Source organism: Rathayibacter tritici (assembly GCF_002932875.1).
Classification (GTDB): Bacteria; Actinomycetota; Actinomycetes; order Actinomycetales; family Microbacteriaceae; genus Rathayibacter; species Rathayibacter tritici.
On sequence record NZ_PSWS01000066.1, the window covers coordinates 1 to 19,926 of the forward strand.

Below are 19,926 nucleotides of genomic sequence, written 5' to 3' on the forward strand. Positions count from 1 at the left end.
ACGGACGGCAGCGTCGCGCGCTAGCCACTCGCTAGCCACTCCGCCGCGATCGAGGGAACCCCGGTCCGTCGAGGGATCCCGCAAGTGCGGGTTCCCTCGACGGACCGAGGTTCCCTCGATCGCGGCGGAGTGGCTAGCGAGTGGCTAGCGCGCGACGCTGCCGTCCGTGTAGTCCTCGTCGGTCTGCTTCCAGGCGAAGAGCTTGCGCAGCTCGCGGCCGGTCTCCTCGATCGGGTGCTTCTCGCCGCGGGCACGCAGCTCCTGGAACTCGGGCGCGCCGGCGTCCTGGTCGGCGATGAAGCGCTTGGCGAAGGCACCGCTCTGGATGTCGCCGAGGACCGCCTTCATGTTCTCTTTCACGCGCGGATCGATGACGCGCGGGCCCGAGACGTAATCGCCGTACTCAGCGGTGTCCGAGACACTCCAGCGCTGTTTGGCGATGCCGCCCTCCCACATCAGGTCGACGATCAGCTTGAGCTCGTGCAGCACCTCGAAGTAGGCGATCTCGGGCTGGTAGCCCGCCTCGACGAGGGTCTCGAATCCGTACTGGACGAGCTGCGAGGTGCCGCCGCAGAGCACGGCCTGCTCGCCGAACAGGTCGGTCTCGGTCTCCTCAGTGAAGGTCGTCGTGATGACGCCGGCGCGGGTGCCGCCGATGGCCTTCGCGTAGGACTTCGCAGTCTCCCAGGCGGTGCCGGACGCGTCGTTCTCGACAGCGATGATGTCCGGAATGCCGCGACCGGCGACGAACTCGCGGCGCACGGTGTGGCCCGGGGCCTTCGGCGCGATCAGGATGACGTCCACTCCGGCGGGCGCTTCGATGTAGCCGAAGCGGATGTTGAAACCGTGCGCGAACGCCAGCGTCTTGCCCTCCGTCAGCCTGGAGGCGATCTGCTCGCTGTAGATCGCGCGCTGGTGCTGGTCCGGCGCCAGGATCATGATCAGGTCGGCCCACTCGGCGGCGTCGGCGACACTCTTGACCTCGAAGCCGTCGTCCTCGGCCTTGGCCCTGGACTTCGACTCCTCCTTCAGCGCGACGACGACCTGCACGCCGGAGTCGCGGAGGTTCTGCGCGTGCGCGTGGCCCTGCGAGCCGTAGCCGACGATCGCGACCTTCTTGGACTGGATGATGGAGAGGTCGGCGTCGGCGTCGTAGATGAGCTCGGTCACGTGGTGAGTCCTTTTCTGTAGTGGAGTGTTCGCGTTCTGTAGTGGGAAGAGTTCGCAGTCAGTTCTTGAAGACGCGTTCGGTGATCGACTTCGAGCCGCGCCCGATGGCGAGCAGGCCCGATTGCGCGATCTCCTTGATGCCGTAGGGCTCGATCACCCTCAGGAACGCGTTGGTCTTGCCCGTGTCGCCGGTGACCTCGATCACCAGGGCGTCCGTCGCGACGTCGACCACGCGGGCGCGGAAGAGCGTCACGGCCTCGAGCACCTGCGAGCGGGTGACGTTGTCGACACGAACCTTGACGAGCAGGTGCTCGCGCTGGACCGACTGGTCGGTGTCGAGCTCGACGATTTTAATCACGTTGATCAGCTTGTTGAGCTGCTTCGTGACCTGCTCGAGCGGCAGGTCCTCCACATCGACGGCGACCGTGATGCGCGAGAGTCCGTCCAGTTCGGTCGGCCCGACCGCCAGCGACTCGATGTTGAAGCCTCGGCGGGCGAAGAGTCCGGCGACACGGGTGAGAAGTCCCGGCTTGTCCTCGACGAGCAGGGAGAGAACGTGGTGCGTCATGCGGATCTACTCCTCGTCGTCCCAGGTCGGGCTGTGGTCTTTGGCGTACTGGACGTAGCTGTTCGACACGCCCTGCGGGACCATCGGCCAGACCATCGAGTCGCGGCTGACGACGAAGTCGATCACCACGGGCCGGTCGTTGGTGGCGATGGCGAGGCGGATGGCGTCGTCGATCTCCTCCGGCTTGGTGACCCGGATACCGAGGGCGCCGTACGCCTCGGCGAGCTTCACGAAGTCCGGCACCCGGACGGTGTCGTGGCCCGTGTTGAGGTCGGTGTTGGAGTAGCGGCCCTCGTAGAACAGGGTCTGCCACTGGCGCACCATGCCGAGCGAGGAGTTGTTGATCACCGCGACCTTGATCGGGATCTCGTTGATCGTGCAGGTGGCCAGCTCCTGATTGGTCATCTGGAAGCAGCCGTCGCCGTCGATCGCCCACACGGTGCGATCGGGCTCGCCGACCTTCGCGCCCATCGCCGCGGGCACGGAGTAGCCCATCGTGCCGGCCCCGCCGGAGTTCAGCCACGAGTTGGGCCGCTCGTACTGGATGAACTGCGCCGCCCACATCTGGTGCTGGCCGACTCCGGAGGCGAACACGCCCTCGGGGCCGGTGATCTCACCGATGCGCTTGATCACATACTGCGGAGAGAGCAGGCCGTCCTCGGGCTCGGTATAGCCGAGCGGGAACTCGGCCTGCAGGCCCGTGAGGTAGCTCCACCACTCTGCGGTGTCGGCACGTCCCTCGGCGGAGGCCTTGGCAAACGCCTCGGTGAGATCCGGGAGGACGTCCTTGAGGTCGCCCACGATCGGCACGTCGGCAACCCGGATCTTCGAGATCTCTGCCGGATCGATGTCGACGTGCACGACCTTGGCGTGGGGCGCGAAGAGCGCGGCCTTCCCGGTCACCCGGTCGTCGAAGCGCGAGCCCAGCGCGAGGATCAGGTCGGCCTCCTGCAGTGCGAGCACCGCGGGAACGGTGCCGTGCATCCCCGGCATGCCGAGGTGCTGCTCGTGCGAGTCGGGGAACGCCCCGCGCGCCATCAGCGTGGTCACCACGGGGGCCCCGCACGCCTCGGCGAACGCCTTCAGCTCGGCAGCCGCGCGGGCGCGGATGATGCCGCCACCCACGTACAGCACCGGCTTCTTCGCCTCCGTCAGCAGGTGCGCGGCGGCCTGGATCTGCTTGCCGTGAGCCTTGGTGACCGGCCGGTAGCCGGGCAGGTCGATCTTCGGCGGCCAGAGGAAGGGCGCCTGCTCCTGCTGCGCGTCCTTCGTGATATCGACCAGCACCGGTCCGGGTCGGCCGGTGGTCGCGATCAGCGCGGCGGAGGCGAGGGCCGAGGGAATGTCCTCGGGGCGCGTGACCAGGATCGAGTGCTTGGTGATCGGCATGGTGATGCCGACGATGTCCGCCTCCTGGAACGCGTCGGTGCCCATCAGCGTCGAGAACACCTGACCGGTGATCGCGAGCATCGGAACCGAGTCCATATAGGCGTCCGCGATCGCGGTGACGAGGTTCGTCGCTCCGGGGCCGGAGGTCGCGATGCAGACGCCGAGCTTGCCGGTCGCCGAGGCGTAGCCCTCGGCGGCGTGGCCAGCGCCCTGCTCGTGGCGGACCAGGATGTGCCGGACCTTCGAGGAGTCCATCAGCGGGTCGTAGACCGGGAGGATCGCGCCGCCGGGCAAGCCGAAGACGTCCTCGATCCCGAGCATCTCGAGCGAGCGGACGACCGCCTGCGCTCCGGTAAGGACCTCGGCCGCGGGCGCGGCCCCCGGGGCAGGAGCGGGACGGGGCGGCTGGGGCGTCGGTGCGGGCTGCACGGCGGACGGATCCGGAGTCATGCGGGTGTCTGTTCCTTCACGAGGTGGTGCGGCGGCGAGCAGGGGCCGGAGGCGAGTGCCCGGGAGACGCGGATGCGGGGCCGGCCGGAGCGGGCCGGGTCACCCGGTGACGGCGCCCTCGGCTGCCGAGCGGACGAGCTTGGCGTACTTGGCGAGAACACCGCGGGTGTAGCGCGGGGGAAGGGGGGCCCAGCCTTCTCGGCGGGCGGCGAGCTCGGACTCGTCGACGAGTAGGTCGATCGAGCGAGCGGCGATGTCGACCCGAATCGGGTCTCCGTCACGAACGAATGCGATCGGACCTGCGTCCACCGATTCGGGAGCTATATGGCCGATGCACAGGCCGGTTGTGCCGCCTGAAAATCGCCCGTCCGTCAACAGTAGTACATCTTTTCCGAGCCCGGCCCCCTTGATGGCGGCGGTGATGGCGAGCATCTCGCGCATACCGGGGCCGCCCTTGGGACCCTCGTAGCGGATGACCACCACGTCGCCCTTCTCGATCCGGCCCTCGGTCAACGCGTCCATCGCGCCGCGCTCGCGCTCGAACACGCGGGCCGGGCCCTCGAAGACGGAGGCGTCGAAGCCCGCGGTCTTGACGACCGCTCCCTCCGGCGCGAGCGAGCCCTTGAGGATGGTCAGGCCGCCGGTCGCGTGGATCGGATTGTCGAGGGTGCGGATGACCTCGCCGTCCAACGGCGCGATGTCCATCTCGGCGAGGTTCTCGGCGACGGTCTTCCCGGTGACGGTGAGGCAGTCGCCGTGCAGGAGCCCCGCGTCCAGCAGCGCCTTCATCACGGCGGGGACGCCGCCGTGGCGGTCGACGTCGTTCATCACGTACGTGCCGAAGGGCTTGAGGTCGCCGATGTGCGGGATCGTGTCGCCGATGCGGTTGAAGTCGTCGATCGTGAGGTCGACCTCGGCCTCGTTGGCGATCGCGAGCAGGTGCAGGATGACGTTGGTCGAGCCGCCGAACGCCATCGCCACGGCGATCGCATTCTCGAACGCCTCCTTGGTGAGGATGTCGCGCGCCGTGGTGCCGGCACGCAGCAGTTCGACGACCGCCTCGCCGGACTTGCGAGCGAAGTAGTCGCGGCGGCGGTCGGCCGCGGCGGGCGAGGCGGAGCCGGGGAGGCTCATCCCGAGCGCCTCGGCGACGCTGGCCATCGTGTTGGCGGTGTACATCCCGCCGCACGAGCCCTCACCCGGGGCGAACGCGCACTCGATCCGCTTGGCGTCCTCCGCCGACATGATGCCGGCCTTGACGCCACCAACCGCCTCGAACGAATCGATGATCGTGATGTCCTTCTCGGTGCCGTCCGAGAGCTTGACCCAGCCCGGCGCGATCGAGCCGGCGTAGACGAAAACGGCGGCCAGGTCGAGGCGGGCCGCGGCCATGAGCATGCCGGGCAGCGACTTGTCGCAGCCGGCGAGCATGACGGTCCCGTCGAGACGCTCGGCCATCATCACGGTCTCGACGGAGTCGGCGATGACCTCGCGGGACACGAGCGAGAAGTGCATGCCCTCGTGGCCCATCGAGATGCCGTCCGAGACCGAGATGGTGCCGAACTGGAGCGGGTAGCCGCCGCCGGAGTGCACGCCCTCCTTCGCGGAGCGCGCGAGACGCTCGAGCGAGAGGTTGCAGGGGGTGATCTCGTTCCAGGAGGACGCGATGCCGATCTGGGGCTTCTCCCAGTCGTCATCGCCCATCCCGACCGCCCGCAGCATCCCGCGCGACGTCGTGGCCTCGATGCCGTCCGTGACGGTGCGCGAGCGAGGCTTCCAATCGATTTCCGGCATGCGACGAGGCTACCGCCTCGCGCTCCGTCCCCCTGGACATCCGGTCGGGCCGGGGAGGTCCGGGTTACGTCGAGCGCAGGTCGGCGAGCAGGCGCAGGGCGTGAGCTATCTGCTCGGGGCCGCGGACCCGGTAGGCGGCGGCGGTGGTGCCCTCGCCGCTCTTGATACCGACGTCGCCGGGGCCGAGGACGGCGAAGGCGTCCTCGTCCGTCACGTCGTCGCCGGCGTAGAGCACGGCGGTCGCGCCGGTGTAGCGGCGCAGGTGCTGCACGGCCTCGCCCTTGGTGGTGGAGCGGACCGAGAACTCCAGGACGTTCTTGCCCTCGCGCACCGTGACTCCCCGCACCTCGGCGCGCGCCTCGGAGAGGGCGACGACGTGGGCGACGCGGCTGTGGCGCTCGGTCGCGAGGCGGGTGTGCAGGGCGAAACCGGCGGGCTTGTCCTCGATCCAGACGTTGTCGATCCCGCGGGCAATGCCCTTCAGCACGTCCTCGAGCACGCCGACCTTCTCGCGCTCGTCGTCGTCGAGGCGGACCGCGTCCTCCTCCGGGTCCAGGCGGATCTCGATGCCGTGCGAGCCCACTAGCAGCGCCTCGTCCGGCAGCTGCGAGACCTCCTCCAGACTCCCGAGCGCCCGGCCCGAGACCAGGGCGACCCGGGTGGCGGGCAGGGCGAGCAGCCGCAACACGGCCTCGCGCGCCTCCGGGAGAGCCCGGGCCCGGGCGGGGTCGTCGACCTCGGGCGCGAGGGTGCCGTCGAAGTCGAGGGCGACCAGGAGCCGCTCGGTCGCTGCGAGCCCGCGCAACGCGGCGGAGAGCCGCTCGGGCACTCCCTCGCTCACCGTGCACCGCCGTCGAACTCGCGGTCGTCGGCCGCCTCACGCTCGAGCTCGGACGCCTCGCCGTGCGCCGCGTCGTCGCGATGCTCCGCCTCCTGACCGTGTGGGGCCTCCGGGCCGCGAGCGGCGGGCCGCACGGCGAGCTGCTGACCGGCGGCGTGCTCGGCAAGCGCCGCGAGAAACGACTCCGACCACCGCGTCACGTCGTTCTCGAGCACGCGCCGCCGGAGCGCCCGCATGCGCCGCATGCGCTCGACGCGCGGCATCCGCGCCGACGCCTCCATCGCATCCTTGAGGCCCGAGATGTCGTGCGGGTTCACCTGCACGGCCTGCTTGAGCTCGTCCGCCGCTCCGGCGAACTCGCTCAGCACCAGCACACCGTCGTTGTCGAAGCGGGAGGCGACGTACTCCTTCGCGACGAGATTCATCCCGTCGCGCAGGGCCGTGACGAGCATCACGTCGGCGGCCAAATAGAGCGCCACCATCTCCTCGCGCGGGTAACCGTGGTGCAGGTAGCTGATTGCGGGATGCCCGAGCGTGCTGTAGTCGCCGTTGATCCGGCCGACCTGCAACTCGATGTCATCGCGCAGCTGGCGGTAGGTGTCCACGCGCTCGCGGCTCGGGCTCGCGACCTGCACCAGCACCGCGTCCTCGGAGGTGAGGCGGCCGTCGGCGAGCAGCTCGCCGAACGCCTTCAGGCGGTGGCCGATCCCCTTGGTGTAGTCGAGGCGATCGACGCCGAGCATGATCGTCGCGGGGTTCCCCAGCTCGGCGCGGATCTCGGCGGCCCGCGCCTGGATCCCGGGGGTCCGCGCCATCGCCTCGAAGGAGGCCGAGTCGATCGAGATCGGGAAGTGCCGGGCAACGACCGGGCGCACGCTCGCCCCGCGCCGGGAGCGGTTCACTCGGCGGGTACCGCCGACGGCGTCCTCCTCGACCGGGACCTCGACGACCGTGCTGCGGGTGTCGTAGCCGAGCAGGCGCCGGACCGCGCGCAGGAAGCTGCCCGCGTCGCCCTGGCGCTGGAAGCCGATCACGTCAGCGCCGAGCAGGCCCTCGACGATCTGCCGGCGCCACGGAAGCTGCGCGAAGATCCCGTAGGGCGGGAACGGGATGTGGTTGAAGAAGCCGATCGTGATGTCGGGGCGCAGCTCCCGGAGCATCTTCGGGACGAGCTGGAGTTGGTAGTCCTGCACCCAGACGACTCCGTTGTGCTCCGTCACGGCCGCGGCTGCCTCGGCGAAGCGCTGGTTGACCCGAACGTAGGCGTCCCACCACTCACGGTGATAGGTGGGCGGCGCGATCACGTCGTGGTAGAGCGGCCACAGCGTGTCGTTGGAGAAGCCCTCGTAGTAGTCCTCGAGCTCCTGAGCGCTGAGGGCGACGGGCACGATCTGCACGCCGTTGTCGACGAACGGAGCGACCTCCTCGTCGGCGACACCGGGCCAGCCGACCCACGCGCCCTCGTTCGCTCGCATCACCGGTTCGAGCGCCGTGACGAGCCCGCCGGGCGAGGTCTTCCAGGAGGCGGTGCCGTCCTCGGCCACGACGCGGTCCACCGGGAGGCGGTTCGAAACGACCACGAACGAGTTGCGCTCGGTCCCTCCCGAGGCCTCGGCATCGATCCCGTCAGCGGAGGAGGAAGAGGAAGCGGAGTGCGGAGGAATGGTGGTCCCAATCGTCGGTCGAGCCGTCGTCGTGCCCGTCGAGGCTACCAGCCCGCCCCCGACGGGGGCCGGAATCAGCCCTGCACGAGGGCGAGCGCGAGCGTCGCTCCGCCGACCGTCGGGACGACCGCGACCAGGCCCAGCAGCGCGTACTGGCGCCACGAGATGTGCACGCCCAGCGCGGTCAGCCGCTGATGCCAGAGCAGGGTCGCGAGCGAGGCCCACGGTGTGATCAGCGGTCCGGCGTTCACGCCGATCAGCAGGGCGACCAGCCGCAGCGGATCCGCGGCGACCGGCTCGAGGGCAAGGTACGCGGGCAGGTTGTCGACCAGGTTCGAAGCGACCGCTCCTGAGCCGGCCAGGCGCAGCAGGTCGAGCGTCCCGCTCCCCTCGCCCGCGACCACGGCGAGCGCCGCGCCCAACCCGAGCTGGTGCGCCGCCTCCATCGCCACGAAGAGGCCCGCCGCGAAGACGACGAGCTGCCAGGGTAGGAGCGAAGCCTTCAGCGCAGAGGGTCGACGCATCGCGAAGAGCACGATCAGCGCCAGCGCGGCGACGGTCGCCGGGATCCACACCTCCAGACCCGAGACGAGCGCGGGCAGGAGCAGAGCCACCACGGTCCCTGCGCCGACGAGCAGCACCCGGTCCGCGACCGGCGTCCGCTCCCCCGGCGTGTAGCGCCCGGCGAGTTCGCGCCGGTAGCGCACCGCGAGGATCAGCACGGGCACAGCGGCCGCGACGAGCGCGGGCACAGCGGTCAGCGCGGCGAAGGCGAAGGGGCCCTCGACCCCCAGGCGCCGCTGGGCGAGCAGGTTGGTGAGGTTCGATACGGGCAGGAGGAGAGAGGCGCAGTTCGCCAGCCAGACCGTGGCCATCGCGAACGGCAGCGGTGAGACCCGCACGTGCGCCGCGAGCAGCACCACGACCGGAGTCAGGAGCACCGCGGTCGTGTCGAGCGAGAGGAAGACCGTGCTCACCAGTGCCATCGCTACGACCAGCAGCCACAGCACCGCGGTGCGCCCGCGCCCCCATACGGCAGAGAGCTCGGCGACCACCGTGAACACCCCCGCCTCGGAGGCGAGTTCGGCGACCACCGTCACCGCGACAACGAAGCCCAGGATCGGCGCCGTCCGCTCGACCAGCTCTCCCAGCGCGTCTATCGGGAGGACCCCGGCGATAACGGCCGCCGCTCCGACGACGAGCAGCACTGCTCCGATCACAGCCGTGCGCATGTCGTTCCCGTTCTCTTCGGCGAGCCCCGGCACGAGGACTCAGGTCCCGGCGGCGGTCCACCGTAGCGGGAGAACCCCTCCGTACTGTCAAGCGTTCCTCTGAGAGGTTCCGCACCCGCTAGCGTCGGAGTGGAACACGGGAGGCACACGCATGCGCAAATTCATCTTCAACTCCAGCGTCATCAGCGCGATCGTCGGCGGGTGGTCGATCCTGCAGACCACGCGCAAGGGGCCGCGGGACTGGCGTCTGGCCCTGCAGTGGGTCAGCTGGGTCATCTCGGTCACCGTCGCCCTCGGCTCCGTCTCCTACGACTCGAAGGAGATCGTCAAGGAGGAGCGCGGCAAGAAGCGCGACCGCTAGGCCCCCTCCTGGCACGTCGCCTCCCCGCGGGGCGGCGTGTCAGCCGCTCGTCAAGCGTGCTCACGGCGACACTGGTCGCAGTCGCTGCTTGCACGGGAAACGGGGTTCGTCATGAGGTTTCGTCTGAGGCGCCGCCAGCCGGCCCCCGAGGTCGTCGCGGTGGCCCCCGTACTCAGTCAGGACGAGCTCTTCGCCGTGGTGCACGAGCGCCTCGCCGCGTTCGTCGGCTCCGAGGGCTCCTGGGTCGTCACGCGTCGCAGCCACGACGACCGCGACCCGATTTTCCACGGCATGCTCGCGCGATCGCTCGCCCACGAGCTCTCTGCCGCAATCCAGGAGGAGCAGCTGCGCGCCGGCGCCGAGCGGACCTCATCCCCGCTCACTGCGGCGATCCCGGCGATGCGCGCCGCCACACCTCCGGTCGAGCCGGCCGCGCTCACCTGGGATCCGCAGCCGATCGCCGTCTGGGCCGAGCCGTCCGCCGCCGACCTCGCGGCCGACACCCCCGTCGCGACCCGCCCCTGACCCTTTTCCCGCGATCGAGGGGTCGGCAGTGTCCGCCGACCCGCGATCCCGTGTCACACCGTCGGCCACCCCTCGGGCCCGTCGCTGCCGGCCGGGTACTCGTCGAGCGGCACCGCGTCGGCGTGCCAGGCGTCGATCGCCGGCTGCACGATCCGCCAGCACTCCTCCGCCGCGTCGCCGCGCACCGAGAGCGACGGATCGTCGTCGAGAATCCCCGAGATGACCTCGCCGTACGCCAGCAGCTCGCCCGCGCCGAAGACGGCCTCCAGCGAGGCGCGCTCGAGGGTGTACGGATCTCCGGGGCCATTGATGCTGAGTTCGAGCGCCATCTTGTCGGGCGCGAGGAACAGCCGCAGCACCGACGGCTCCTCCGCGCCGTGGAAGCCGCGGGGCAGATGCGGCACCGGCTTGAAGCGGATGACCACCTCGCGTCGCCGCTCCCCGAGCGCCTTCCCGGAGCGGAGCGTGAACGGCACGCCCGCCCAGCGCCAGGTGTCGATCTCGACGACGAGCTCGGCCAGCGTCTCGGTCGTGCGCGCCGGATCGACACCCTTCTCGTCCGCGTAGGACGGCAGCTCCCGCCCATCGATCGTCCCCGCCGTGTACCGGGCGCGACGCGAGCTCGACGCGGGGTCATCGCCGTGCAGGCGTGTGGCGCGCAGGACGATCGACTTCGCATCGCGCAGGTCGGCCGCGTCGAGCGTCGACGGCGGCTCCATCGCGATCACCGCGAGCACCTGCAGCAGATGACTCTGGATCATGTCGGTCAGCGCGCCCGCTGTGTCGTAGTAGCTCGCCCGTCCCTCCAGGGCCAGCTGCTCGTCGTAGACGATCTCGACGCTCGCGATGTGCTCGGCCGACCACAGCGGCTCCAGGATCCGGTTCGCGAAGCGTAGTCCGAGCACGTTCATCACCGTCGCGCGGCCGAGGAAGTGGTCGACGCGGTGGATGCGGTCCTCGGGGACGAGCGCGGCGAGGCGCTCGTTCAGTGCGTGGGCGCTGGGCTGGTCGGTGCCGAACGGCTTCTCGAGCACCAGCACGGTGCCCTCGGGCAGGTCGTGGGCGGCGAGCGCCTCACAGGCCTTCGCCGCGATTGCCGGCGGCAGCGCGAAGTAGACCGCGACGGGCCCCTCGCAGCTCGCGAGCAGCGCGGCGAGCGCCTCCGGATCCGTCACGTCGACCTGCTGGTAGCGCGTGCCGGAGCGAAGCGCGTCCACTCCCGCGCCGGTCGCCTCGACGGTGGCGAAGGAGCTGGTCAGCACCTCGCGCCAGTGCTCCTGGGTCCAGTCCTCGCGCCCGGCACCGACGAGATGCACGCGCCGGTCGCTCTCGCGGGCCAGAAGCTGGCCGACGGCGGGCAGGAGCAGCCGCGAGGACAGGTCTCCCGTCGCTCCGAGGATGAGCAGGGTCGAGACAGTCTGTACCATGCGGCTCACCCTACGGCGGCGCCGAAGAGCTCCGCTCCGCCTTGACTGGGAGAGGACAGGGGAACCTGAGAGGATCACCGCATGGTCTCCCCCATTGAGGACTACGCCGTCCTCTCCGACTGCCGCACGGCCGCTCTCGTCTCCTGCGACGGGGGGATCGACTGGCTGTGTCTGCCCCGCTTCGACTCCGCCTCCGTCTTCGGCGCCCTCCTCGGTGGTGACGACCAGGGTCGCTGGTCGCTGCGGCCCGTGGACGGCCGGGCGACGAGCGAGCGCCACTACCTCGGCGACACTCTGGCGCTGGTCACCCGCTGGACGACTCCGACCGGGGTGGTCGAGGTGGTCGACGTGATGCCGCTGCGCGACGAGCGCGCCGAACTGGTGCGCCGGGTACGCGGAGTCTCGGGAACGGTCCGGATGCGGCAGGAGCTGCGGATCCGCTTCGACTATGCCCGCACCATGCCGTGGATGCGGCAGGAGGGGACCGACGAGGACCCGCTGCTCGTCGCCGTCGCCGGCCCCGACGCGGTCGTCGTGCGCGGGGTCCGCCTGAAGGCCGTCGATCACGCCCACAGTGCCGAGTTCGAGGTCGCATCCGACGCGGTCATCGACCTCTCGATGGCCTGGTTCCCCTCGCACCAGCGCGCGCCGAAGCGCCTCGACGTGGACCGCGCGCTCGAGCGGACTCTTGCCTGGTGGTCCGAATGGGCGTCGGCGATCAGCTACGACGGCCCGCACCGCGACGCCGTCGTCCGCTCGCTGCTGACCCTCCGGGCTCTCACCGACGATGAGACCGGCGGTATCGTCGCCGCCGCGACCACCTCGCTCCCCGAGCAGTTCGGCGGCGGCCGCAACTGGGATTACCGCTACGTCTGGCTCCGCGACGCCTCGCTCACCCTGCAGGCGCTGCTCGCGCACGGGTTCGAGCGGGAGGCGCAGAAGTGGCGGGCCTGGCTGCTGCGGGCGGTGGCCGGCTCGCCGGAGGACGTGCAGATCATGTACGGCCTCGCGGGTGAACGAAACCTGCCCGAGCGCGAGATGCCGAGCCTGCCCGGCTACGACGGCGCGTCCCCGGTGCGGATCGGCAACGCCGCCGTCGACCAGTACCAGGCCGACGTGATCGGCGAAGTGATGGTCGCTCTGCACGAGGCGCGCATGGCTGGAGTGGACGAGACCGAATTCTCCTGGCCGCTCCAGCGCGCCCTGCTGGGCTTCGTCGAGACCAACTGGCAGCGTCCGGACAACGGCATCTGGGAGATCCGGGGCGAGCCGCGGCACTTCACGCACTCGCGGGTGATGATCTGGGCGGCGCTGGATCGCGGCGTCCGTGCCGTGCGCGAGAGCGGCCTGCCGGGCCCGGTCGAAACCTGGGAGCGCCTGCGCGAGGAGGTGCGCGCCGAGATCGAGGCGCAGGGCTACGACGCCGAACGCGGCCACTTCGTGCAGTCCTACGGCTCTCCGGAGGTCGACGCGTCACTCCTGGTCCTGCCGATGGTTGGCTTCGTCGCGGCCGACGACCCGCGGATGCTGGGCACCGTCGCCGAGCTGGAGCGCGCGCTCCTGCAGGACGGCCTGCTGCACCGCTACCGCACCGAGTCCTCGGTCGACGGCCTCGCCGGCGGTGAGCACCCGTTCCTCGCCTGCTCCTTCTGGCTGGTGCGGCAGTACGCCGACTCCGGCCGGATCGACGACGCGCGGACGCTGATGGACCGCCTGGTCGGACTCTGCAACGACGTGGGCCTGCTCGCGGAGGAGTACGACGTCGAGGGCCGCCGGCACGCGGGCAACACTCCGCAGGCCCTCTCGCACCTCGCCCTCGTGCAGGCGGCGGATGCGATCGCGGCAGCGGGATGAGGCGTCGGCGGGTCGTGCATCGGCCACGAGGAGGCGGACGCCCACCTCGCGGACGCTCTCCTGAACTTCAGCCGCGAGCTCGGCTGAAAAGAACGGCCCCGCTTGACCTCGAGCGCACTCGACGTCGTAGGTTGACGCCATGTCCACCGCCACCGCCACCGCCGCCCCGGCCGAGCCGGAGGCGCTGTCGATCTCGCAGGTCGCCGCCGTCACTGGTCTCACCGTGCACACCCTGCGCTACTACGAGCGCGCCGGCCTGATGCTCGACCCGGTCGAGCGCGCCGCGTCGCAGCACCGCCGCTACCGGCCGGCCGACGTCGGCTGGGTCGACTTCCTCACCAAGCTCCGCTCGACCGGCATGCCGATCGCGCGGATCCGCGAGTACGCCCGGCTCCTCCGGGTCGGGCCCGACACGGAGCCGGAGCGCCTCGCGCTGCTCCGGAGGCACCGCGAGGAGGTCGAGGCGCAGCTCGCCCGGACACACACCAGCCTCGCCGCGATCGACATCAAGATCGCGGCGTATCAGGAGAGGACCACCACCTAGATGAAGACGATCACCCTCGGATCCGACGTCGCCGCCCTCGAGGTCTCGCGCCTCGGCCTCGGCGCGATGGGCATGTCGGCGTTCTACACCGGCGCCGGCACCGACGACGCGGAGTCGATCCGTACCGTGCACCGCGCCCTCGAGCTCGGCGTCACGTTCCTGGACACCGCCGAGATCTACGGCCCGTATACGAATGAGGAGCTGCTGGGTCGAGCGCTGGCCGGCCGCCGCGACCAGGTCGTGCTGGCGAGCAAGTTCGGCATGATCCAGCACCGCGGCGACGGGAGCCGCGGGCTCGATGGCTCCCCCGAGAACCTGCGGCTCGCCGTCGAGGGCTCGCTGCAGCGCCTCGGCACCGACCGCATCGACCTCTACTACCAGCACCGCATGGACCCCGGCGTCCCCGTCGAGGAGACCGCCGGAGCCTTCGCCGAGCTGATCCAGGAGGGCAAGCTGCGCGGCTACGGCCTCTCGGAGGCGGCGACCGCGACCATCCGCCGCGCGCACGCCGTGCACCCGGTCACTGCGGTGCAGTCCGAGTACTCGCTCTGGACCCGCGACCCCGAGGCGGAGGTGCTGCCGGTGCTCCGCGAACTCGGCATCGGCTTCGTGCCGTACTCGCCGCTGGGCCGCGGCTTCCTCACCGGCAGCATCCGCTCGGTCGACGAACTGGGCAGCGACGACTTCCGCCGCGACAATCCGCGCTTCGCCGACGGAGCACTGGAGGCGAACCTCCGGATCGTCGAGGCCGTCGACCGCGTGGCGGCCGAGGCGGACGCGACTCCCGCCCAGGTGGCGCTCGCCTGGTTGCTCGCGCAGGGTGAGGACATCGCTCCGATCCCCGGCACCAAGCGGGTCTCGCGCATCGAGGAGAACGCCGCCGCCGACGCCCTTGTGCTCACTCCGCAGCAGCTGGACACCCTCGGCTCGCTCGAGGCCCCCGTCGGCGACCGGTACGCCGACATGAGCTCCGTCAACCGCTGAGCTCCCCTCCCGCGAGATGCCACCTATGACGCGCATCCCCGGCGTGTCGTTCTCATAGGTGGCATCTCGCGGGAGTTAGTCGCGCTTCGGAGTGTCGCGCAGGTCGATCAGACCGGTGAAGAGCGCGCCCCGCTCGTTCGAGCGCTCGTCGCCCGAGAACAGATTGTCGGGAGCCGAGGAGGAGTGTCGGCGCGGGGTCGCGGTCGGCGCGGGCTCCCGCTCCATCTCGACGCGCTGGCGTGGCAGGGCGACCGGGTCACTCTCGTGCAGCCACGAAACGAGCCGCTCCCGCACATAGCAGCGCAGGTCGAAGAGCGTGGGCGCGTCCTTCGCGGTGACCAACACCCGGATGCGCACGAAGCCGCCCGTCGCATCGGTGACCTGCAGGACGCTGGTGCGCCCGTCCCACAGCTCGGTCTCCGCCAGCAGGCGGTGCAGCTCGTCGCGCATCTGCTCGGGGCTCACCCGCCAATCGAGGTCGAGCTCGACCGCACCGAGCAACTCGGAACCGGTGCGGGTCCAGTTCTGGAACGGCTGGGTCGTGAAGTAGTTCGTGGGCAGCACCAGCCGGCGGTCGTCCCAGAGGTGGACGACGACGTAGGTCAGCGTGATCTCCTCGATCCGACCCCATTCGTTCTCGACGATCACCACGTCGTCCAGCCGGATCGCATCACTGAAGGCGAGTTGCATCCCGGCGAAGATGTTGGTGAGGCTCGACTGGGCCGCGAGGCCCGCCACGATCGACAGCACGCCCGCCGACGCCAGCAGGCTTGCGCCGGCGGTCCGCGCCTCCGGGAAGGTCAGCAGCGAGGCTCCGATCGCGATGACGACGACGGCCGCCACAGCGACCCTCCGGATGATCGTCATCTGCGTGCGGAGGCGACGGGCGCGCCGGTTGTCGGCCGTATCGGTCCGATAGCGCTCGGCACCCAGATCCTCGAGGAACACGAACAGCGCCCCGATCACCCACGCTGCCGCCCCGATGGTCGCGATCTGGAACGTTCGTTCAATGAGCCCCGGCCAGACGTCGCCTGAGACCGTCGCGGCCAGGGCCGTCCAGACGGCAATCGTCACCAGGAGGACCCGCAGGGGGACCCGTATTCGGCGGATGAGCAGGCGCGCCCAGGTCTTGCGTCTGCCGATCGAGCGGAGGACGAGAGCGGCGAGGGCGGTCGCTACGACGGCAATCACGATCGCGATCACCACGGCGAACGCGATCGAACCGATCTCGGGGAGGACGTCTTCAGGCACAGGTGTCCTTTCGTTGGCGGGAGACAAGCGCGCACCATCGAGCGGATCGAACACATAAGCCTTCCACGAATCCGGAAGCCCGTCCGGTTCCCCTCCCCAATGCTGCGCCAACGTCCAGACCCGGAACCTGGCCCCGTGAGATGCCTCTTGGGTGCAGCTTTGTCGGCGTCTCGCTTACCCCACTGGTACCTCGCGGCGGTCGTCGTCGCGCGCCGGACGAGGCGCCTGTCGTCGCGCGCCTGCTAGCGTCCCAGCATCGAACGCGAGGGCGAATCATGTTAAAGTCATCCACGATTGCCGCGCTGATCGCGGCCACCGCCGTCCTCACGGGCCGTTCCGGAGCAGGAGGCCAGACTCCGGCGGAGACTCCCTCCCCCTCGTTCTCGTTCCCGGCCGCACCAACGGCCACGGATTCGGCGAGCCAGCGCTTCGCGGGAACGGACGGGGCGGGCCTCGACGACCCGGCCACACTCGAGGGAGTCGCCGCCGCGCTCGCGGGTACCAGCGCCCTCACCTTCGACGCCGGCGCCGCCCTCTCCTCCGAGAACACGCCGAACTGGGACACCGACACGGCAGCACTCTCATCGGCCGGCCTCCAGGCGGACACCTCGAGTACGAATCCCGCGAAGGGCTACCGGACTTTCCGCAACGACGCGGGAAGGACGATCATGATCATCCAGCAGCGCGTGAAGGACAACGATCCGCGGGTCAGTGATGAGGCCGCGAGCCAGCATGTGATCGATATCTCGGGTCCTCAGGGGGAGGTGCAGCACGTCTCCCTGGCCGTGAAGGGCGGCGGAACGATCGACGCTCTGCGCGCCGCGCTGTCCCCCGCGGAGACGACGCGCTCGATCTCGCGGTCCGGTCGACCACCGTCGGATTCCACGGCGTGCTGCCCCTCGTGGGTGGCCCCACCCCCGCCCCGAGCGACCACTGACCGAGCACCACCGTCCGAGCACCACACCAAGGGAGAGCCATGACCATCCGACCCCTGTCCCGCACACTTGTGGTCGTGGCCACCGTCCTCGCCCTCGCGAGCTGCGCGAGCCCGGGGACCGCCAGCCCGGGAGACGAGACCGCCGCGGAGACTGCCGTCACGCCGTCGTTCTCCTTCCCTGCCGCGCCAGCAGCACCCGACCCGAGCGCTTCCTCAGCCACCGACGGAGCCGCCGACACCTCAACCGGCACTAACCCCACCACTTTCACCGATGGAGCCGCAGTGCATGCCACAGGCGAACCGTTCTGGACCATGAAGATGTCAATCCTGAGCGAGCACGGCTTCGAACTCGACGCCCGGGATGGCTTGCGAAGCAGTTCTTTGCGTTGCGTTTCGGCACTCACGCCGTACTCATCGCAGCCGTGAAACACGTGTTCACCGACCCGTGGCCGATGACGGCCTGGCCGAAAGACCACTTCATCGAAGTTCGCAATCCAGGCACATCGGCACCGAAATTCAGTCCCTCGGCCACAATCCTCGCCAGCGAACTCAACGACGTCGCCGAAGGCTTCGCAGATGCCGTCACTGCAGCAATGAGCTGGACGGAACGCTGAATCGGGATTCAGGCAGGAATCGGGGAACAGGCAGGAATCGGGGAACAAGCATGAAGCGAGAGCAATCGCCCGGGCGAGATCGTTCGTCAACGTACGCTGCCGCGGCCGTATCAACGATGCTCTTTTCCACTTTCCTGCAGCTCGATGCGATTCGTGGATGGCGACCATGCGGAGGGATGCATGTCGGAGCAATTCTAGGCGAGTCAGCCGTCGCGGCTGCTCTGACGCTCATTTCCTGTTTTCTATGGCTGTGGGTCACGCGACGAGCCGAAAAGTCGTACGAAAATGTTCGGGGAGCGACATCGGCGGCGCTAGTCATTGCCGCCTTCTTGGTCGGATCCGCCTTCTTTCTCGGTGTAGTCCTGTTGTCCCCGGGAATCTCCGGCGAGTACGACACGTGCGGATTCGACCTGGGTACGGCCGTCGTTCGGGCAGTTCCCGTACTCGCGCCCCTGATCGCATTAGCCGTTGCAGTGACGACGACGCCCCGACGAAGGCGGGTGACACTACGAGGTGCTGCATGGTTCGGAGCGATCGTTCTCGGGGCGTGGGTTGGATTCGGGACTGCCGTGCTCGTGACCGTCTCAGCCTCGTGCTGCGGTAGTCGCGCCGGCTGCTGAAGAACGGCTCTTTGCGAGGCAGGGCGTATTCCGGACGGTCGCCGTTTTGGTGACGGAAGCGAACGGAGATTTTGCCACGCGAACGGGGGCCCTGCCGCATTCTGCGCCGGACGCCGTGCGGATGCTCAGGCACCTGTTAGCGTCTCAGCACCGAAGCCGAGGGAGAGTCATGTCCATCCGTTCCACCTCCGTTCCCGTGGTCGCCGTCGCCGTCGCTCTGGCGCTCGCGGGCTGCACCGCGGCGGGAGTCGACCCGTCGCCGTCCGCGTCGCCCACCCCCTCGGCAGCGCCCACGTCCGCAGCAGCCCAGTTCAGCAGTGATCCGGGCTCGGACCTGAACGACCCGGAGACGCTCAAGAAGATCGCCGGCGTGCTCGCCGGGGCGAGCGCCTTCACCTTCGAGGCGGGCGCAGCGTTCTCCCCCGACAACACCGCCTACTGGAATCTGGACCAGGCCGCGCTCACGGCGGCCGGATTCCGGGCGGTCGACTCGGGTACCGACCCGTCCACCGGACACTGGCTCTTCCGCGACGACGCGGGAACGACGCTCCTGGTCGTTCAGCAGCGCGTCCGGGACAACGACCCTGCGGTGAGCGACGAAGACGCGACCCGGCACGCCATCGAGACGTCCCGACCTCTGGGCGACATCCAGCCGGCGTCACTGACCTTCGACGGCGGCGGCACCGTCGACGCGCTGCGCGCCGACATCGCCTCGGACGACGACCTCGCCTGGACCACCGTCGCGCGAACCTTCACGCAGACGGGAATTGCGCTGAGCCTGATCGCCGCCGCCGAGGACCAGGCCGAAGCCTCCGCCGCGCTCGACGTCGGAATCCGATCGACGACCGTCGACTTCCGAGGCGTTCTGCCGCTGGTCGGTGCGTCGTCCACCACGCTGCCCACCGAGTGACCGCGATGACGTCCCTCCGTTTCACCGCATCCTTCAAGGAGGACCCGAAATGGATATCGCAACCGCAGTGCTCGACCGGGTCGTCGCGCGCCTTGCCGACGAAGTCCTCGAGGAGCATGGCGGCGACTTCCGCGCCGCGATCTCGTCGCTCATGGAGCGTGGCGAGCGTGCCGCGGCGCTGACGCTTCAAGCCAGCGCCGTCGGTGCTCCAGTGATCGACCTCGCATCGCGCCGCAAAGCTTCTTAGGAGCGTCGCTGACTGCCAAGTCGCTGGATGTCAGACCCGCCGCCTCGCCAGGATCCGCAGAACGACGTGGGTCTCGGCGGCGCGGCTCTCAGGTTCGCGGGCGGCGTGGCCCTCTCCTCTAGTGAGGCAGGAAGTCCGAGCGGAGCGGGCTTCCTGCCTCCCCCTCTTTTGCCCTCAAGCGTTAGTAACGGAGGCTCCCTATGCGATGCCCTGAATGCAGCGCCACACTCACCGGCCGACAGGAGACCGGCTCAGGCCGGTGCCGTGTACGGCGGCACCGTACGCGAGAGCGTGCGCGCGTCGAAACCGCTCTCGGCTACCTCGACGCTGCCGCTGCCGACCCGGCCGCCGCCGCCACGCTTGCCCGGCGCGCTCGAGCGGCCCTCGCTGCGTGACCAGCGCCGCTGACGGCCGGGTCGAGATCGCCGGAACCATCTACATCCCCAGCGTCCAAGCCGACGGCATCCCGTCGGACAAATGGATCCCCCTCTTCGCCGCCAGTGATCTGGCATCCGATGACTGACCTCGCCCTCTCGGCGATGAA

The 19,926-nt window shown here is 69.7% G+C and carries 20 protein-coding genes; 11 read left to right on the forward strand and 9 right to left on the reverse strand.

The genetic code is table 11. The features are described 5' to 3' along the window. Positions 1-144: 144 nt before the first annotated feature. The 7 genes from ilvC to C5D07_RS13215 form a co-directional block, all read right to left on the reverse strand. Positions 145-1,170: a ketol-acid reductoisomerase gene (gene ilvC, locus C5D07_RS13185; protein ID WP_068252178.1), complete on the reverse strand. Its 1,026-nt coding sequence runs from the start codon at positions 1,168-1,170 to the stop codon at positions 145-147. 58 nt (positions 1,171-1,228) lie between these two features. Then, positions 1,229-1,738, reverse strand: coding sequence for an acetolactate synthase small subunit (gene ilvN, locus C5D07_RS13190; RefSeq protein WP_097166525.1), 510 nt, complete (start codon positions 1,736-1,738; stop codon positions 1,229-1,231). A gap of 6 nt (positions 1,739-1,744) precedes the next feature. Continuing rightward, on the reverse strand, positions 1,745-3,577 hold the full coding sequence (locus tag C5D07_RS13195; RefSeq protein ID WP_068252173.1) for an acetolactate synthase large subunit: 1,833 nt from the start codon (positions 3,575-3,577) through the stop codon (positions 1,745-1,747). Between the two features lie 99 nt (positions 3,578-3,676). Then, positions 3,677-5,371, reverse strand: a complete 1,695-nt coding sequence (ilvD, locus tag C5D07_RS13200) for a dihydroxy-acid dehydratase (protein ID WP_068252171.1) — start codon at positions 5,369-5,371, stop codon at positions 3,677-3,679. A 64-nt stretch (positions 5,372-5,435) separates the two neighbouring features. After that, on the reverse strand, positions 5,436-6,212 hold the full coding sequence (gene otsB, locus C5D07_RS13205; RefSeq protein ID WP_068252168.1) for a trehalose-phosphatase: 777 nt from the start codon (positions 6,210-6,212) through the stop codon (positions 5,436-5,438). Then, positions 6,209-7,834, reverse strand: coding sequence for an alpha,alpha-trehalose-phosphate synthase (UDP-forming) (locus C5D07_RS13210; protein ID WP_170063553.1), 1,626 nt, complete (start codon positions 7,832-7,834; stop codon positions 6,209-6,211). Before C5D07_RS13210 ends, otsB begins: the two co-directional genes overlap by 4 nt. Positions 7,835-7,950: 116 nt before the next feature. Then, positions 7,951-9,108, reverse strand: coding sequence for an ArsB/NhaD family transporter (locus tag C5D07_RS13215; RefSeq protein ID WP_104259554.1), 1,158 nt, complete (start codon positions 9,106-9,108; stop codon positions 7,951-7,953). 151 nt (positions 9,109-9,259) lie between these two features. Between C5D07_RS13215 and C5D07_RS13220 the strand changes: the two genes are divergently transcribed. Together C5D07_RS13220 and C5D07_RS13225 are read left to right on the forward strand one after the other, a co-directional pair. Beyond that, on the forward strand, positions 9,260-9,469 hold the full coding sequence (locus tag C5D07_RS13220) for a hypothetical protein (RefSeq protein ID WP_068252165.1): 210 nt from the start codon (positions 9,260-9,262) through the stop codon (positions 9,467-9,469). 111 nt (positions 9,470-9,580) lie between these two features. Further along, positions 9,581-9,994 carry a hypothetical protein gene (locus tag C5D07_RS13225; protein ID WP_146076702.1) on the forward strand — a complete coding sequence of 138 codons (414 nt, stop codon included), beginning with the start codon at positions 9,581-9,583 and terminating at the stop codon, positions 9,992-9,994. A gap of 53 nt (positions 9,995-10,047) precedes the next feature. On the opposite strand, the gene C5D07_RS13230 is transcribed toward C5D07_RS13225, so the two are convergent. Continuing rightward, positions 10,048-11,421 carry a glucose-6-phosphate dehydrogenase gene (locus C5D07_RS13230; RefSeq protein WP_181026375.1) on the reverse strand — a complete coding sequence of 458 codons (1,374 nt, stop codon included), beginning with the start codon at positions 11,419-11,421 and terminating at the stop codon, positions 10,048-10,050. A gap of 81 nt (positions 11,422-11,502) precedes the next feature. Here C5D07_RS13230 and C5D07_RS13235 point away from each other — a divergent pair, with 81 nt between their 5' ends. The 3 genes from C5D07_RS13235 to C5D07_RS13245 all read left to right on the forward strand — a co-directional run bounded on the left by C5D07_RS13235 (position 11,503) and on the right by C5D07_RS13245 (position 14,803). After that, a complete protein-coding gene (locus C5D07_RS13235) occupies positions 11,503-13,275 on the forward strand; it encodes a glycoside hydrolase family 15 protein (protein WP_068252157.1) in 1,773 nt (590 codons plus the stop codon). A 139-nt stretch (positions 13,276-13,414) separates the two neighbouring features. Then, positions 13,415-13,819 carry a MerR family transcriptional regulator gene (locus tag C5D07_RS13240; RefSeq protein WP_104259528.1) on the forward strand — a complete coding sequence of 135 codons (405 nt, stop codon included), beginning with the start codon at positions 13,415-13,417 and terminating at the stop codon, positions 13,817-13,819. Beyond that, positions 13,820-14,803 (forward strand): aldo/keto reductase, encoded by a 984-nt coding sequence (locus C5D07_RS13245; protein ID WP_104259529.1) that lies wholly within the window; start codon positions 13,820-13,822, stop codon positions 14,801-14,803. It abuts the gene before it with no gap. A 75-nt stretch (positions 14,804-14,878) separates the two neighbouring features. Here the strand turns inward: C5D07_RS13245 and C5D07_RS13250 are convergent, their stop codons facing one another. Further along, positions 14,879-16,054 (reverse strand): mechanosensitive ion channel family protein, encoded by a 1,176-nt coding sequence (locus tag C5D07_RS13250; RefSeq protein WP_181026376.1) that lies wholly within the window; start codon positions 16,052-16,054, stop codon positions 14,879-14,881. 275 nt (positions 16,055-16,329) lie between these two features. On the opposite strand from C5D07_RS13250, the gene C5D07_RS13255 reads away from it, so the two are divergent. The 6 genes from C5D07_RS13255 to C5D07_RS16270 all read left to right on the forward strand — a co-directional run bounded on the left by C5D07_RS13255 (position 16,330) and on the right by C5D07_RS16270 (position 19,905). Next, entirely contained in the window at positions 16,330-17,034 is a 705-nt protein-coding gene (locus C5D07_RS13255) for a hypothetical protein (RefSeq protein WP_104259530.1), read from the forward strand. Between the two features lie 32 nt (positions 17,035-17,066). Continuing rightward, positions 17,067-17,417, forward strand: a complete 351-nt coding sequence (locus tag C5D07_RS15470) for a hypothetical protein (protein WP_146076701.1) — start codon at positions 17,067-17,069, stop codon at positions 17,415-17,417. Beyond that, positions 17,414-17,605, forward strand: a complete 192-nt coding sequence (locus C5D07_RS15475) for a hypothetical protein (protein WP_146076700.1) — start codon at positions 17,414-17,416, stop codon at positions 17,603-17,605. Before C5D07_RS15470 ends, C5D07_RS15475 begins: the two co-directional genes overlap by 4 nt. Positions 17,606-18,394: 789 nt before the next feature. Beyond that, positions 18,395-19,135, forward strand: a complete 741-nt coding sequence (locus tag C5D07_RS13260; protein ID WP_104259531.1) for a hypothetical protein — start codon at positions 18,395-18,397, stop codon at positions 19,133-19,135. Positions 19,136-19,184: 49 nt separating this feature from the next. Continuing rightward, positions 19,185-19,382, forward strand: coding sequence for a hypothetical protein (locus tag C5D07_RS13265; RefSeq protein WP_104259532.1), 198 nt, complete (start codon positions 19,185-19,187; stop codon positions 19,380-19,382). A gap of 391 nt (positions 19,383-19,773) precedes the next feature. Then, positions 19,774-19,905, forward strand: a complete 132-nt coding sequence (locus C5D07_RS16270) for a hypothetical protein (RefSeq protein WP_258061955.1) — start codon at positions 19,774-19,776, stop codon at positions 19,903-19,905. Positions 19,906-19,926: the final 21 nt, after the last annotated feature.

Excerpts from the sequence above, each read along its gene's own strand:
- ilvN (WP_097166525.1), bottom strand. The coding sequence starts at position 1,738 with ATGACGCACCACGTTCTCTCCCTGCTCGTCGAGGACAAGCCGGGACTT.
- C5D07_RS13195 (WP_068252173.1), bottom strand. The coding sequence starts at position 3,577 with ATGACTCCGGATCCGTCCGCCGTGCAGCCCGCACCGACGCCCCAGCCG.
- ilvD (WP_068252171.1), bottom strand. The coding sequence starts at position 5,371 with ATGCCGGAAATCGATTGGAAGCCTCGCTCGCGCACCGTCACGGACGGC.
- C5D07_RS13215 (WP_104259554.1), bottom strand. The coding sequence starts at position 9,108 with ATGCGCACGGCTGTGATCGGAGCAGTGCTGCTCGTCGTCGGAGCGGCG.
- C5D07_RS13220 (WP_068252165.1), top strand. The coding sequence starts at position 9,260 with ATGCGCAAATTCATCTTCAACTCCAGCGTCATCAGCGCGATCGTCGGC.
- C5D07_RS13225 (WP_146076702.1), top strand. The coding sequence starts at position 9,581 with ATGAGGTTTCGTCTGAGGCGCCGCCAGCCGGCCCCCGAGGTCGTCGCG.
- C5D07_RS13230 (WP_181026375.1), bottom strand. The coding sequence starts at position 11,421 with ATGGTACAGACTGTCTCGACCCTGCTCATCCTCGGAGCGACGGGAGAC.
- C5D07_RS13235 (WP_068252157.1), top strand. The coding sequence starts at position 11,503 with ATGGTCTCCCCCATTGAGGACTACGCCGTCCTCTCCGACTGCCGCACG.
- C5D07_RS13240 (WP_104259528.1), top strand. The coding sequence starts at position 13,415 with ATGTCCACCGCCACCGCCACCGCCGCCCCGGCCGAGCCGGAGGCGCTG.
- C5D07_RS13245 (WP_104259529.1), top strand. The coding sequence starts at position 13,820 with ATGAAGACGATCACCCTCGGATCCGACGTCGCCGCCCTCGAGGTCTCG.
- C5D07_RS13255 (WP_104259530.1), top strand. The coding sequence starts at position 16,330 with ATGTTAAAGTCATCCACGATTGCCGCGCTGATCGCGGCCACCGCCGTC.
- C5D07_RS13260 (WP_104259531.1), top strand. The coding sequence starts at position 18,395 with ATGTCCATCCGTTCCACCTCCGTTCCCGTGGTCGCCGTCGCCGTCGCT.
- C5D07_RS13265 (WP_104259532.1), top strand. The coding sequence starts at position 19,185 with ATGGATATCGCAACCGCAGTGCTCGACCGGGTCGTCGCGCGCCTTGCC.